General features: G+C 53.0%; 13 protein-coding genes and 1 pseudogene. 10 read left to right on the forward strand and 4 right to left on the reverse strand.

The window, feature by feature from the left end:
* Window positions 1-6: 6 nt before the first annotated feature.
* The 3 genes and pseudogenes from TREAZ_RS09340 to TREAZ_RS09345 form a co-directional block, all read right to left on the reverse strand.
* Complete coding sequence (locus TREAZ_RS09340) at window positions 7-1737, reverse strand: FAD-dependent oxidoreductase (RefSeq protein ID WP_425357478.1); 1731 nt, start codon at window positions 1735-1737, stop codon at window positions 7-9.
* Window positions 1732-2373 (reverse strand): annotated as a pseudogene (locus TREAZ_RS18750) (FMN-binding protein); the annotation flags it as partial. The pseudogene TREAZ_RS18750 and the gene TREAZ_RS09340, both read right to left, overlap by 6 nt.
* Window positions 2374-2429: 56 nt before the next feature.
* Window positions 2430-3320, reverse strand: a complete 891-nt coding sequence (locus TREAZ_RS09345) for a sugar phosphate isomerase/epimerase family protein (RefSeq protein ID WP_015711596.1) — start codon at window positions 3318-3320, stop codon at window positions 2430-2432.
* A 53-nt stretch (window positions 3321-3373) separates the two neighbouring features.
* Between TREAZ_RS09345 and TREAZ_RS09350 the strand changes: the two genes are divergently transcribed.
* On the forward strand, window positions 3374-4195 hold the full coding sequence (locus TREAZ_RS09350; protein ID WP_015711597.1) for an alpha/beta hydrolase: 822 nt from the start codon (window positions 3374-3376) through the stop codon (window positions 4193-4195).
* A 3-nt stretch (window positions 4196-4198) separates the two neighbouring features.
* Here the strand turns inward: TREAZ_RS09350 and TREAZ_RS09355 are convergent, their stop codons facing one another.
* On the reverse strand, window positions 4199-5560 hold the full coding sequence (locus tag TREAZ_RS09355; RefSeq protein ID WP_148257781.1) for an MATE family efflux transporter: 1362 nt from the start codon (window positions 5558-5560) through the stop codon (window positions 4199-4201).
* A gap of 207 nt (window positions 5561-5767) precedes the next feature.
* Between TREAZ_RS09355 and TREAZ_RS09360 the strand changes: the two genes are divergently transcribed.
* The 9 genes from TREAZ_RS09360 (at window position 5768) to tsaB (ending at window position 13836) form a co-directional block, all read left to right on the forward strand.
* Window positions 5768-6628: a flagellin N-terminal helical domain-containing protein gene (locus TREAZ_RS09360; RefSeq protein ID WP_015711599.1), complete on the forward strand. Its 861-nt coding sequence runs from the start codon at window positions 5768-5770 to the stop codon at window positions 6626-6628.
* Window positions 6629-6900: 272 nt separating this feature from the next.
* The gene (locus TREAZ_RS09365) at window positions 6901-7755 is read left to right on the forward strand and encodes a flagellin N-terminal helical domain-containing protein (protein WP_015711600.1); all 855 of its coding nucleotides are present in this window, start codon (window positions 6901-6903) and stop codon (window positions 7753-7755) included.
* A 144-nt stretch (window positions 7756-7899) separates the two neighbouring features.
* Window positions 7900-8286 carry a flagellar protein FlaG gene (locus TREAZ_RS09370; RefSeq protein ID WP_043923429.1) on the forward strand — a complete coding sequence of 129 codons (387 nt, stop codon included), beginning with the start codon at window positions 7900-7902 and terminating at the stop codon, window positions 8284-8286.
* 89 nt (window positions 8287-8375) lie between these two features.
* Window positions 8376-10355 carry a flagellar filament capping protein FliD gene (gene fliD, locus TREAZ_RS09375; protein ID WP_015711603.1) on the forward strand — a complete coding sequence of 660 codons (1980 nt, stop codon included), beginning with the start codon at window positions 8376-8378 and terminating at the stop codon, window positions 10353-10355.
* A gap of 3 nt (window positions 10356-10358) precedes the next feature.
* On the forward strand, window positions 10359-11201 hold the full coding sequence (locus TREAZ_RS09380; RefSeq protein ID WP_015711604.1) for a hypothetical protein: 843 nt from the start codon (window positions 10359-10361) through the stop codon (window positions 11199-11201).
* Window positions 11202-11289: 88 nt separating this feature from the next.
* The gene (locus TREAZ_RS09385) at window positions 11290-12387 is read left to right on the forward strand and encodes a flagellar brake protein (protein WP_169312627.1); all 1098 of its coding nucleotides are present in this window, start codon (window positions 11290-11292) and stop codon (window positions 12385-12387) included.
* Window positions 12388-12429: 42 nt separating this feature from the next.
* Window positions 12430-12696: a hypothetical protein gene (locus TREAZ_RS09390; protein ID WP_015711606.1), complete on the forward strand. Its 267-nt coding sequence runs from the start codon at window positions 12430-12432 to the stop codon at window positions 12694-12696.
* On the forward strand, window positions 12674-13144 hold the full coding sequence (gene tsaE / locus TREAZ_RS09395; RefSeq protein WP_015711607.1) for a tRNA (adenosine(37)-N6)-threonylcarbamoyltransferase complex ATPase subunit type 1 TsaE: 471 nt from the start codon (window positions 12674-12676) through the stop codon (window positions 13142-13144). The genes TREAZ_RS09390 and tsaE overlap by 23 nt, the downstream gene beginning before the upstream one ends.
* Window positions 13141-13836 (forward strand): tRNA (adenosine(37)-N6)-threonylcarbamoyltransferase complex dimerization subunit type 1 TsaB, encoded by a 696-nt coding sequence (gene tsaB, locus TREAZ_RS09400; protein ID WP_015711608.1) that lies wholly within the window; start codon window positions 13141-13143, stop codon window positions 13834-13836. Before tsaE ends, tsaB begins: the two co-directional genes overlap by 4 nt.
* The last annotated feature ends 9 nt before the right edge of the window (window positions 13837-13845 follow it).

Here is a 13845-nt window from a genome sequence, read left to right on the forward strand (position 1 = left end):
GTCAGTTCAGTTAGCGCTCCGGGCGGCGCTGGCTCCGGCGAGTTTGCCCGAGGTAAAGGCCCAGCCCTGGGCGAGACCGCCGTAAGTGACATAGGCTTTCTTCTCAGTGAGCAGGACCCCGAGGCAGTCCGTACCGGAAGCATAGAGCCCAGGTATTGGGGCGGTACTGCCTGAACGGAGAACCTGGAGGCTGGTGTTCACATCCAGGCCGCCAGTAGTGCTGTAGCAGTAAGGCGCCCCAAGGAATGCATAATAAGGGCCGCTGCTGCCCAGCGGAACGAGGAACTCCTTGGCTTTGTGGAAGTCTGCGTCAACCCCGGTATTGCAGTACCCATTGTACTTCTGTACCGTCGCCGCGAGCTTTGCCGGATCGATTTTTAACTGCCGGGCAAGACCTTCCAGGGTATCGGCCTTGCAGCTGATGCCGTGGGCAATCGCCGCATTGATAACCTCATCAATATTCGAGATGGGGTACCCCGTAGGAACCCCGCCCTGGCTTATAAAGGCCCCCACGGTTACAGTGTCGAAGCCTTTAGAGCGCACCTTGTCGATCTGATCCTGGGACCAGATTGAATAGAATTCAGGCCCGCCCTTCCAGGGTTCGAGGAAGCCAAGTCCCGACTCATCACTGAACCGTTCAGCCCGTTTGCTCACCGAAAGGACATTCCCGCTGATGGCCATGATCATCGGTATATCGTTAAGGGCATAAGGTCGATCCTGGCCATTGACCCGCACCGTGGTGGTTTCGAAATCGTGAATGAGTTGGCGGCCGCCGCCAATGTGAACAATAGGGGTCATTCCGATGTTGTAGGTTCCCGCGCCGATATTCAGGGCAGACTGGATCATCTTGCCGTCGTTCTGGTGCATACCGACCTGGTTCCAGGTACCCTGGAGGGGGAAGTACTTTTCGCTGAGCAGGGTGGAGGTCATTTCTCCATTACCGGCAAAACCACCAGTGGCCAGCACTACTGATTTGGCGTTGATGATATACTCGGTACCATCTACACTCCTGGCTTTGGCTCCGACAACCTTGCCCCCGGCCTGATCGTAGATCAGCTCGTAAGCTTCAGTCTCCAGCATGTATTTGCCGCCCAACTTGAGATAATCATCGTAGAGCTTGTCGAAGTAGGCGATGATCAGGTGCTTGTTGTCCATAAAACTGCCGTTATACTGGAATACCACGTAATAAGTCGCCGAGGGCTCCACCCCCAACTGGGGAAGGCCGAAGACAAACCCGTGCTCATTGACAAGCCAGTCCAAGGTTTCCCCGGAGTGGTCCAGCATCAGGTCGAGGAGATCTTCCTTGGCATCTCCTTCGGTGTATTCAAGCCAGGCTTGCTTCAGCACTGACCGTTCCACATATACTGACTTGTTCCGCCGGGTGTCCGGCAGGGGACGGGCAAACACACCGAGCTGCACTTTGGCCACCTCGTTGTTGTGGGCTGCCATAAACCGGGGCGGGTTGATCGCCATCATCTCGGAAGTCACCGATGAGGTACCGCCATACTTGCCCGCCTTGTCGATGGCGAGGACGCTGACGTTCCGGCCTGCCGCCTTTTGGGTTTCCGCCGCACTCATCGCCGCAGCAGAACCGCTGCCGCCCATACCGATTACCAATATGTCGTAATCCAGGGTCCGGGTTACCCCGGTTACCTTGGCAGGGGTGACCTGGAAATTTTCAATCGCCGAGGGATCCGAGCCGCCGGCAGCCAGCGCCTGTTCAAGGGCAAGAGCCACACCGGATCTGATCCCGCTTGAGGAACCAGTTGCCCCGGTAATCGCATCAATGGAAATGGACTGCCCCTCAAGAATTCGGGGAATCAGCAGTTCCTTGGCACTCCGGAGTATTGGCAGGGTTTCATCATTATTCTTCACATCAATTGCGAGAATCCGGTTTTCACTGACGGTAACTGCCACTTCCATCCTGGTGTTTACCGAGAAAGCCCACACCGGGTTAGTGTAGGTTCCGGGAGCCATTTTGACATTGGCCAAAGCAAGGGGCTGACCAGTAGCGGCAGCATAAGCCCGGGAAGCGGCGGAGAGGATCGCCCGTGAGGTATTGGTCGCCCCGGATACGGAATCCACCTTAACGCTATTAACCGCCACCATGGCTGGAGGCAGCCGATCAATAGCATTGCTACCAATCCCCTGGGTCTCTTGGGGTCCCAGGGCGGTCACATCGGTGATCCGACCATCCTTTACGGTCACCGTGACGGATACATCCCCGCCAAAGCCTTTGGCTATAGCAGTACTACTGCCAGTTCCCGAAACCGGCCCTGCAGTCCCCGGCAAATTGCGGCAGGCCGCTGAAAAAAGCGCGGCCATCAACAGAATGATCGCTGCAAACCGCTTCAAATTTTTTTCCATGCTCATACTCCTTAATACGATTTGAAATTCAACTCTCGCAGATCAATTTGATTATATCATAGTTATCTGGTGCTATGCCCCTTCAAAAACTCATACCCCCTGCGCACCGCCTCAAGGGGCTCTTCGGAACCTTCGAATTCAAGGGATATAGTTCCCTGATAATTGCAGCCCTTGATATAATCAAGGCACTGGGCAACCGACACCACCCCATGCCCCAGAATGGTACCCCGCAGATGGTTCCCGGCCCTGGTGGGGAACCAGGAATCATCGGGCTGGGGTTCTGCCCCGCTTTTCCAAAGAAAATCTTTGGCGTGAACATGGAAGGCATAGGGCATCGCATTTGCAAGAGCCTTTACGCTCTCCTCATCGGCGCACATGAAGTTGCCCATATCCACGAGGAGTCCGTAGTTGGGATGATCCACTGCCAGAACCAGCTTTTCCATACGCGCTGAATCCTGCAAAAAATAGCCGTGGTTTTCGGTCATGGTACGTATGCCCTGGCCGGCGGCATATTCGGTAATTTCCCGTATAGCCGGGGCCATGATCCTGATTGCGTCCCGCCAGTTTCTCCCCTTTGAAGTATCCTTTAATCCCCAGCAGGCGTCGTGGCGGAGATGCGAAGCGCCCAGGATTTTCGCTATGTCCACGCAGCCTTTGATGCGCTCAATTTCTTTCTTCGTATCCCCGTCAGAACCGTAAAGCAGATCTGCGCTTACTGCATAGCAGGTGATTTCAAGACCGGCCTTTTCGCAGGCTTTGCGCACATCAAGGGCAAAATCAGCGGTAGTTTTCCCCGAGGCTGTGCCCTGAAGGGCGCCCTTCAGGGCTGGGAGATCGGTAAATTCTATGGCGTCAAAGCCGATTTTCTTTGCATATTCAATAGCGTCAAAAAGGGTAAAATTTCCTGCCTTGAAAAGTTTCGAGAAGCAATAGGAACTGATACCGATTTTCATTATACTACCCCAATAAAATGTATTACCTATAATATAGTGCAAGGGGGAAGATAATGAAAGCATTTACTTTGGATCTATGGGAAGGATTCAATTATCCGGGCGCAGGAGAGGATGGTTTCAGACCCACCCTGGACTGCTACATATTAAAAAGCGATGCCCCCCGCCCGGCCGTTCTGGTGCTTCCTGGTTCAGGGTATGTCCAGTGCTCCCCCAGGGAGGCGGAGGCCCTTGCCATACGATTCAATGCCGAAGGCTTCCACGCCTTTGTGTCCTGGTACAGCTGTACCCCGCGCCATCATCCGGTCCCCCTCCTGGATTCAGCCAGGGCTTTCACGATCATACGGAGCCATGCCAATGAATGGAAACTCAATCCCGACAAAGTGGGGATCATGGGCTTTTCTGCAGGAGGCCATCTGGCCCTTTCAGCCTCTGTTTTCTATGACCGCAGCTTTGCCGCGGCTCCGGGCATCGATCCCGCCTTTTCAAGGCCCGACGCCCTCATGCTCTGCTATCCTGTAGTAAGCTCCGGGGAGTTTGCCCACAGGGGATCTTTTGACGCCCTTCTGGGGCCAAACCCTGGGCCGGATCTCCTGGAACTTACTTCCCTGGAAAAGCAGGTGCACAGCAAAATGCCCCCTGTTTTTATCTGGCATACCTGGGCCGATGACGCGGTGCCTGTGGAAAACAGCATCTTCCTCGCTTCGGCTTTAAAGAAGGCCGCTATCCCCTTTGAGCTTCACATCTTCCCCGAGGGCAAACACGGCCTTTCCCTTGCAAACACCGAAACCTATGACGGGGATCCCGAATTCATCCTTCCCCAGGCAGCCCAGTGGTTTGGGCTCTGCATTAATTGGATAAAGAAGCAGTTCGAGTAAAACTCACACATACACCGCCTTCTCGTCCAGTACCTTAATCTCCCTGTGATAGACCCGGCGGAGAAAGACCGCCGACATAATGAGGGACATAACTTCCGCAATGGGGAAAGACCACCACACCAGATCGAGACCCCCAAAATGCGCCAGTATCCAGGCGGCCGGAAGCAGCACCACAAGCTGCCTGCATATAGAAACGATCATCGAAAGGCGGCTGTTGAACAGCGCCTGCAGCACCGATCCCGTGACAATACAGAAACCCGCCACAGGAAAGCAGGTGCTGAGTATCCTCAAGGCATTTACCCCAATCGCCATCATGCTCGGCGAAGCGTTAAAAAGCGACAAAAGCTGCCTGGGGAAAACCATGAAGACAACAGTCCCTAAAATCATAATGCCCACCGCGTATGCAACAGAAATAATGATGGCCTTCTTGATCCTCTCCCTTTTTCGCGCGCCGAAGTTGTAGGCAATTATGGGAACAAGCCCGTTATTCAGCCCAAAGACAGGCATAAAAATAAAACTCTGAAGCCTGAAATAAATCCCGAAAACCGCTGTTGCCGTGGACGAAAGGGCCAGCAAAATCACATTGAGACCGTAAGTCATAACCGATCCAATGGTCATCATAATAATCGAAGGAAATCCAACCGAAAAAATCCGCCTTATGGTAACTATGTGGGGGCGGAACTTTTTAAAGCTGATATACACATCGGGGTTATGCTTCAAATTGAAATAAATGGAAAGCCCCATGGAGATAATCTGGCCTATCACCGTGGCCAGAGCCGCTCCCCTCACCCCCATAGCGGGGAAGCCAAAAAAGCCAAAGATGAGGATGGGGTCAAAAATAATGTTGAAGACAGCCCCAACCCCCTGGGTTATCATGGTATAAAAAGTTCTTCCTGTGGATTGAAGGAGCCTTTCAAAGATAACCTGCCCGAAAATTCCAAAAGAAACCGTGCAGATCAGAAAAAGATAGTCATAGCCGAACTGGATTATCTCTTCGATATCTGTCTGCATGGCAAAATAAGCCCTGGTTCCCAGCAATCCGAAGATCAAAAAGACAAAATAGCTTAAGAACGCAAGGAAAATGCCGTTATTGGCCGCCCTGTTCACATCATCGCGGTTTTTTTCACCCAAGCTGCGGGAAAGCACCGCGTTCACACCTACCGAGGTCCCTACAGCTATGGCTATCATCATGTTTTGTATGGGAAACGCCAAAGAAACCGCAGCCAGGGCGTTTTCTCCCAGGCGGGCCACAAAAAGGCTGTCCACAATGTTATACATGGCCTGAACCAGCATGGAGATCATCATGGGGATAGACATGGAGAGGAGAAGCTTGTTGACCGGCATGACGCCCATCTTATTTTCCATATATTATAGAGATAACCTATATAGCTCTTTTCGTCCATGAATTTCAGCATAAAAAATAAAAAAGGCTAAAGTATCCCTCCTTATGTACCGAAAATCAGAATGGCGTGCTATCTTTCCGGCTTCATTCTGTCCGCGGCAGATGAGACAAAAAGGACGGCGCCGAACCAAAGCAAGGATGCTTTGGACTGACTATCAAGGAGGATGACTATGATCATCAACCACAACCTGTCCGCTATGTTTGCGGATCGGTCCCTCAAGGTTACCCAAAATAACCTTACCAAGTCCATGGAGAAGCTTTCCTCAGGACTCCGTATCAACCGCGCCGGCGACGACGCTTCGGGATTGGCAGTATCGGAAAAACTCCGCAGCCAGATCCGGGGCTTGAACCAGGCATCCACCAACGCTTCAAACGGCATTTCCTTCGTTCAGGTCTCTGAAGGCTATCTCCAGGAAACCCAGGACATAGTCCAGAGGATCAGGGAGCTTTCGGTTCAGGCTGCCAACGGCATCTATTCCGACGAAGACCGCATGTACATCCAGGTTGAAGTGTCCCAGCTGGTGGACGAGGTTGACCGCATTGCCAGTCATGCCCAGTTCAACGGCATGAATATGCTCACCGGACGTTTCGCAAGATTGACCGGGCAGAATATCGCCACCGCTTCCATGTGGTTCCACATAGGCGCCAACATGGATCAGAGGGAGCAGGTATTCATCGGCACCATGACCAGCAAGGGCCTGGGAATCCGCAACGTTGGGGACGAATCCTTCATCTCCCTGGAAACCCCTGATGATGCCAACAGGGCCATCGGCGTTATGGACGCCGCCCTCAAGATCATCAACAAGCAGAGGGCCGATCTGGGCGCTTACCAGAACAGGCTTGAGCATGCGGTAGTCGGCCTTGATATAGGCGCCGAAAACATGCAGGCTTCCGAATCCAGAATCCGGGATACCAATATGGCCAACCAGATGGTTGAATATACCCGGGATCAGATTCTGTCCCAGGCGGGGACTGCCATGCTGGCCCAGGCAAACCAGCGGACCACTTCGGTATTGCAGCTTCTCCAATAAAGCACTATACTTTAATGTAGGGTAATCAGGGAGTCCCTGGGGTAAACCCATGGATTCCCGCGATTTGCCATGTTTTTTGACAGAATGCTCTTCTTGAGGGTGTGCAAACACTGCCCAAGGGCGGTATGGAACGAATATCAATCAATTGATGTCCGTTTCGTACTGCAGAAGGAAGCTCCAAAAGCAGCGGCGCGAACCTGCTTCTGTCTTCCCCACCTGAGGTACGGCTAAGGCTAGGGACAGCCTTGGTATTACAACTCAAGGAGGGCTATATGATTATTAATCACAACATGAGCGCCCTGTATGCCAATCGTGAACTTGGGATAACCCAGGGAGACGTGGCAAAGAGTATTGAAAAGCTCAGCTCCGGCCAGCGGATTAACCGCGCCGGCGATGATGCTTCCGGGCTTGCGGTTTCCGAGAAAATGCGGAGCCAGATCCGGGGGCTGAATCAGGCGGAGCGCAATATTCAGAACGGCGTGTCATTCATTCAGGCTACAGAAGGGTATCTCCAGGAAACTCAGGATATCCTTCACCGCCTCCGGGAGCTGTCTGTCCAGTCTGCCAACGGTATTTATACCGACGAAGACCGCATGCAGATCCAGGTAGAAGTATCCCAGTTGGTCGATGAAATCAACCGCATTGCGAGCCATGCTCAATTCAACGGTATGAATCTTCTGACCGGGTCTTTTGCCCAGGAATCCGCTGCTGGCAGGACAATGCTGCTTCAGGTAGGCGCCAATATGGATCAGAGCGAAAGGATCTATATCGGCACCATGACCGCTCAGGCACTTGGATTACAGACCCCGCAGGGAGAGACTGGTAGCATTACCATCGCTACCCCTGAAGATGCCAACCAGGCAATTGGTTCCGTGGACGCCGCTTTAAAGCAGGTTTCCAAGCAGAGAGCCGACCTGGGCGCTTACCAGAACAGGTTTGAAATGGCAGCAGAGGGCGTGGGCATTGCAGCTGAAAATCTTCAGGCTGCCGAATCCCGAATCAGGGACGCGGACATGGCTTCGGAGATGGTCAACTACACCAAGGACTCCATACTGTCACAGGCAGGGAATGCGATGCTGGCTCAGGCCAATGTCCGGACCCAGTCAGTGCTCCAGCTTCTGGGCTAAGGTTTTATCGGACGCTAAAGAGACCTCTGGACGTCGTCTTTTAAGCGTTGGGCAGGGAAAAGCGCGCCGCTCCCTGTCCGCTTTTGGCAACGACTCCCGTCAAGGATTGATGGGATTTATTTTACAGGGAGGTATACTATGGGTATGCAAATAGTGGCAGCATCCATCGGCAATGTTAGTTCCGTTGCCCAGGAACTCCCGCAGGAAAGGGCCGTGCGCCAAGCACGGGTTGACGCGGAACAAAGAGCCGCCGCCATCGCACAATTTGAATCAACCCTGCCGGGAAATGACAAGGGCGGCGAAACACGCCGGATAGACATCAAGGCTGCAACTCAGGATCTGGAACATATCAGCCTTGCCTTTAACAAAAAACTCAAGTTCGTCGTGGATCACGAGTCCCAGGAGGTTATCGTTAAAGTTATAGACAGCCAAACCGATAAGGTGATCAAGGTGCTTCCGCCTGAAGAACTTCAGCGGCTCCATGATCGCATTAAGGAGACCATCGGCTTCCTCTTTGACGAAAGAGTCTAGCCAGCCGGAGGATTAGGAAGGCCCCTAAAATTAAAGGGGGCCTTGGGGGGTCCGGGAACTTCCAGCGAAGCTCCCTACGGAAAGGGGATATGTCTGATGTTTATATACCGGGGGTAAAAAGCCGGTTCAATACAGAAAAAATCATCGAAGACCTGATGAAGGTCGAACGGATCCCGAAGGACAGGGCGGAAAAGAATGTAGACCGCCTTACCACCGAGAAGGGATATTGGACGGACGTGGGCCGCCGCATGAGCGCCCTGCGGGACAGCGCCAGATCCCTCTACTCTTTTCAGAACCCTTTCAATGATCGCATAGTCAACTCTTCGGACGAATGGGCCATCACGGGGACAGCCACCCGCGAAGCGGTGGAGCAGGAACGCTTTTTTACCGTAAAGCAAATAGCCCAGGCGGACCGTTTCCTTTCCACTCCCCTGGACGACAAGTTCAAGGTTGAGAGCGGAACGTATACATTCACTGTGGGCAAAGACGAAATCTCCTTCAATTTCAGGGGCGGTTCTTTAAAGGAATTCACCGAAGCATTGAACCGCCGGGGCCAGAACAAGATTCAGGCCAGCATCATATCGGTGACATCGGGATCCAAATCCCTCCTCATCGAATCCAAAGTTACAGGCGAAGAAAACCGCCTGGGCTTTAAGGACGCCGCAGAGCGCCTGGGCGAGCAGACAGGCATGGCGCAAAAATCCTACGACACCCGAAGAAGCATCATGGGGGAACCCATGATGGTAAAGGCAGGGGAACAGGCTTCCATAGCTGTGAGCCCCGCTCTTGCCCCTTCTTCGTCCCTTGTCTTGCGTCTTGAAACCTCCACTGCCCTAAAAGCATCCGAACCATGGAACCCTCCCAAGCCGCCTCCGGGGCCTTCCATTCCCGCAGCAGGCGCGGTTTCCTACGGCGGCATCGTCGTCGAGAATGATGCCTCCAAGGTGGAGCTTCCCTCATGGACGCCCCCCCAGCCGCCCAGGCGGGTAGACGATATGTCTGTCATATCCCTTGGCTTTTCCGACGGTACCACGAAAGAGCTCCCCGCACTGGCGGATTCAGCTTCCTTCAGCGGGCGCCAATACAGGCTGGACGAAATATCGGGAGGCAAGACCATTGTCTCCATCGACATAGCAAACAGGAACACCCACCGGGATGTGTCCTTGCGGAACATCGAGGTTTTCGATCCTTCCAGCGTAGGCGGCGTAAGGCCCCTCAATGCGATTTCCCAGGCCCAGGATGCCATCATCGCAATGGAAGGCATCGAAATAAAGCGTTCGTCCAACAATATCGACGATTTGCTTCCCGGGGTTACCCTCACTGTCAGGGCGGCCACCGAGAAGCCGGTAAAGCTCAACGTGGAGCCCGACCGCGAAGGGGTAAAGGACGCCATCATAGGCCTTGTGGGCAACTACAACAGGCTCATGGCCGAGATCAATATACTTACCAGGACCGATGACAAAGTCATTGAAGAACTCTCCTATCTTACCAAAGAAGAGCAGGACGATTACCGTAAGCGGCTCGGGGCTTTTCAGGCCGATTCTACCTTGACCCAGTTCAGGAGTACCCTGCAGCGGGTTGCATCGGTGGCCTACCCTACTTCCTTGGAACGGGATTTGGCCCTTTTGACCCAGATAGGGGTAGGAACGGACATACGCAGGGGCGGCGCCAGCGCGGGCTACGATCCTTCCCGGCTCAGGGGCTATCTTGAAATTGACGAGAAAGCCCTGGACGCGGCCATTGCCACAAAGTTTGCGGGCATAAAGGAGCTTTTCGGCTACGATACCAACGGCGATCTTTTGGCCGACACAGGAGTGGCCTATTCCCTCGAAACCATGACAAAACCCTACGTGGAGACCGGCGGCTTTATAGCCCTTAAGACCGGCACTGTGGACAACCGCATCGATCAGGAAAAGCGGCGCATAGACACTATGGACAGGCAGCTTGCAAACAAGGAAGCGGATCTCAAAGTGCAGTACGGCCAGATGGAAAGCGCCTACAGCCGCATGGAACAAATGTCAGGCACCCTCGACCGCTTTAGCCAGCAGAACAGCAACAACAACAGGTAAACAATGAACATTTTTATAAACGGCAGCCCCGCCGATATTACCCTGGAAACCGAAAAAACCGTGGGGGACATACTTTTAGGCCTCGAAGCCTGGCTTACAGGCACGGGCAACCGCTTGAGCGGCCTGTCCATTGACGGAAAGGAAATAGGCGTCAAAGCCCTGGACGATTTCTTTAGCCGTGAAATTTCAGACATTAAAAACCTTGACATACGCATTTCGACCTGGCCTGCCCTCGCAGCCCAGGCTTTGAACGATCTGCGCGGGATCTGCGCCTATTGGGAAAACGCAGGCTTCGAAGATCGCAAGGCGCTGGTATCGGATTGGGAAAAAAGCGCAGCCTGCGTTTTTTTGGCTGCGGAAATAAGCGACATGGCAGGCTTTGCCTCAAGGGCCTTTAAAGGCGAGGGCCTTGCTCCCTCCCAGCTGAGCATACTCGCCGAGGAGCGCATCAGGGAGCTCTCCGATCCGGGGGCTGAAATTGAAAATGCGGCAAATGCGGTTCAGGGTATTGCAAGTCGGCTCGAAGATCTTCCCCTGGACATACAGACCGGTAAGGACGGGAGGGCCGCAGAAACCATGCAGCTTTTTACCCGGCTGGGGGAAAAGCTCTTCCGCCTTCTTTTTGCGTTGAAATCCCGTGGCCTTTCCATCGAAGGTTTTACTGTAGACGGGAGTCCTGTAAAAAGCTTTATGGACGATTTCAGCGCAGCCCTCAAGGAGCTGACCGCAGCGTATGAAAACCGCGATTCTGTCCTTGTGGGCGATCTCGCGGAATATGAACTGGCTCCAAGGCTTATAAAATTCTTTGAGGCGCTTAAAGAAGGCGCTTCATTAACGGTATCCTGATCTACTGCTTTTCTTCCGATATATATAATATAGAGTAATAGAGGAAAGAGGCTGGTTACATAGAATGTTTGGGATTTATGGAAATTTAATGCTCTTGCAAAACCCTTCATACTTCAAAGAAGACGATCCCATGGGGGCTATGATACTCCTCATCGGAATAGGGACCATCATTGTCATTGCGGTAATAGCCCACCTGGCGAGAAGGGGGGGCGCGGGCGCCATCCCGGTAAAGGGAGGGTCTTCTTCCGCAAGCCCCCGGCGTTTCAATGGTTTTACCCTTCACCGGATTTCGACAGCCTATAATCTTGACAAGGATCAGGCCCATCTTCTGGAATTTGTTTTCCGCAATGACGCTGTAGGCGATCCTGAGCGGGTTATGAGAAGCCCTGCCCTATTGGACAAGCATTTCAAGCGGGCCTATAAAGCCATAGAGAGGAATGCGGAAACCGAGGAAGATGTCCAGCAGCAGCTGGTGCGGCTCTTTTCGCTCCGGAACACCATAGATTCGGCGCCTTCCTCAAGCAGCGGCGTTTCCACAAGCCAGATCGCGGAAAACACCGCGGCAGTGCTTTCGACAGGAAAGGACAGCTACTCTGTGCGGGTTATTTCGTCCAAGGGCGAGAACATGGTGGTGGAAATACCCAGGAATGCCCTGGGAACGCCTGTGAAGCTTGCCAGGGCGACGAGTGTCAGCGTCTCGTTCTTTACCAAATCGAGCAAGGGTTTTGCCTTCGCTTCCAGGGTCGTAGGCACTGTGGATACTCCCAATGGCCCCGGCCTCCAGCTTGTCCATACAGGCAAACCCAAGGCCCTGGCCCAGAGGCGCTACAGGCGCAAGCCGGTCGCATCAGGCTGCGTTTTCTATTTTGTGTATGTGGATACCGCCAAGGAAGGCCGCAAAAAGGTGAACAAACTCATTGTGGACTCCAGGCGTTTTACAGGCACTATACTGGATATTTCCATAGGCGGCTGTTCCATAAAAACCTCGGCCCCTGTGCAGGTAGGCTCGAGGCTCAAGATAGATGTGGATTACAGCGACGATTCCATGATCACCGTTCTGGGCCAGGTACTGAGATCCAACCGTTCCGGGGCAGTGGGGACCATCATTCATATTAAATTCCTTAAAGTACCCCGCAGGGCCTTCAACAACATAAACGCCCTGGTTTTCGGTTACGACAGTGATTGACCACGATATATAAAAAAAGCTAATATATTTGCATAGGTTGAAATGAAGATAATAGAGATTAAGAACATAGTCCGGAAAGATACTCCCATTTATTACAGGCGCTTTTATACGGGCATCGCTGTGATTGAACTTATCGATAAAAATATCGAAGCGCCCCTGGAATTCCAGGTTGAGCATATGCCTACAGGCCAAATCGAAATAAGCATACTTAAGCTGGAAAATATCGATTATCCCCGGGTGCCCCTGCATAAGGAACTCAAAACCTATATAGGCGCCCTGGATTCCGATGGAAAGCTCCCTGCAACTTGATCATCCTGCCATCCAAAAAAGCTCGTCCGCCGAAGAAACTATGGCTATCGGGGAAAGAATTGCCCCCCTCTTAAAACGCGGAAGCGTGCTGGTGCTTAAGGGTCCCTTGGGTGCAGGCAAAACCTGCCTTGCGAAAGGCATAGCCAAAGCCCTTGGAATAGAGGAAGAAGTGACCAGCCCCACCTATACCATAGTTTCGGAGTACGAAGCCCATTCGCCCCCCCTGCCCTTCTATCATATAGATGCCTACCGCCTTTCCGGGGATGACGATTTTGCCGCCATGGGAGGCGAAGAATACCTTGGGGGCGACGGAATCGCCGTTGTCGAATGGGGAGAGCGCATACCCAATGCCCTGCCCCCCCAGGCAATTTTTGTGGAAATTGAGATTGACAGCTCTTCAGGCAGCGGCGAAAGCCGGGTTGTCACCATAAAGCAGGGCAATTCATGAACATATTGGCCCTCGACACCACAGGATCTGTTCTTTCCGCTGCCCTCTCCTCCCCTGACGGCACAAGGCATGTGGAGATCGACGCCGGCTCAAGGCACTCCGAGCTCCTCATGGAGCTGATCGACTGGCTGTTCAAATCCGCTGGACTTAAAAAAGAAGAGCTTGAACTTGTAGCCTGCATGAAAGGCCCAGGCTCCTTCACAGGGCTTCGCATAGCCTATGCTGCCGCCAAAGGCCTTTCCCTTGCCCTGGGCATACCCATGGCAGCAGTCCCTACCCTGGACTGCATAGCATACCCGTTTTCCATCTGGCCCGGCCTTGCAATCCCCTGCATAGATGCCAAAAAGAGCTGCTTTTATGCGGCCCTTTACAGGGGCGGCAAAAGGCTCACCGATTACCTCGACGCAAGCCCCGAAACCCTTGCGGAGGCAATTGCAGGAACCCATGATGAAACCCTGCTCAAAGAACCTATAGCGCTCTGCGGCCCGGGAGCTGAAATGCTCTTCCCCCTGATAGCCCGAATTCTGGAAAAACCAGAAAGACTCGCCATTTTTCCTTTATTTAGACGGGGAAATTCCTTGAGCTTATTGGAACTTGTCCAAATGAATGATATACTGCATTATAGGGAGAGAGAATTTTCCGGCCCTCTTTATTTGCGTAAAAGCGATGCGGAATTGAGCCTTAATTTATAATAAGAAGCT

This window comes from Leadbettera azotonutricia ZAS-9, assembly GCF_000214355.1.
GTDB lineage: Bacteria > Spirochaetota > Spirochaetia > Treponematales > Breznakiellaceae > Leadbettera > Leadbettera azotonutricia.

Excerpts from the sequence above, each read along its gene's own strand:
- TREAZ_RS09345 (WP_015711596.1), bottom strand. The coding sequence starts at position 3,320 with ATGAAAATCGGTATCAGTTCCTATTGCTTCTCGAAACTTTTCAAGGCA.
- TREAZ_RS09350 (WP_015711597.1), top strand. The coding sequence starts at position 3,374 with ATGAAAGCATTTACTTTGGATCTATGGGAAGGATTCAATTATCCGGGC.
- TREAZ_RS09355 (WP_148257781.1), bottom strand. The coding sequence starts at position 5,560 with ATGGAAAATAAGATGGGCGTCATGCCGGTCAACAAGCTTCTCCTCTCC.
- TREAZ_RS09360 (WP_015711599.1), top strand. The coding sequence starts at position 5,768 with ATGATCATCAACCACAACCTGTCCGCTATGTTTGCGGATCGGTCCCTC.
- TREAZ_RS09365 (WP_015711600.1), top strand. The coding sequence starts at position 6,901 with ATGATTATTAATCACAACATGAGCGCCCTGTATGCCAATCGTGAACTT.
- TREAZ_RS09370 (WP_043923429.1), top strand. The coding sequence starts at position 7,900 with ATGCAAATAGTGGCAGCATCCATCGGCAATGTTAGTTCCGTTGCCCAG.
- fliD (WP_015711603.1), top strand. The coding sequence starts at position 8,376 with ATGTCTGATGTTTATATACCGGGGGTAAAAAGCCGGTTCAATACAGAA.
- TREAZ_RS09380 (WP_015711604.1), top strand. The coding sequence starts at position 10,359 with ATGAACATTTTTATAAACGGCAGCCCCGCCGATATTACCCTGGAAACC.
- TREAZ_RS09385 (WP_169312627.1), top strand. The coding sequence starts at position 11,290 with ATGCTCTTGCAAAACCCTTCATACTTCAAAGAAGACGATCCCATGGGG.
- TREAZ_RS09390 (WP_015711606.1), top strand. The coding sequence starts at position 12,430 with ATGAAGATAATAGAGATTAAGAACATAGTCCGGAAAGATACTCCCATT.
- tsaE (WP_015711607.1), top strand. The coding sequence starts at position 12,674 with ATGGAAAGCTCCCTGCAACTTGATCATCCTGCCATCCAAAAAAGCTCG.
- tsaB (WP_015711608.1), top strand. The coding sequence starts at position 13,141 with ATGAACATATTGGCCCTCGACACCACAGGATCTGTTCTTTCCGCTGCC.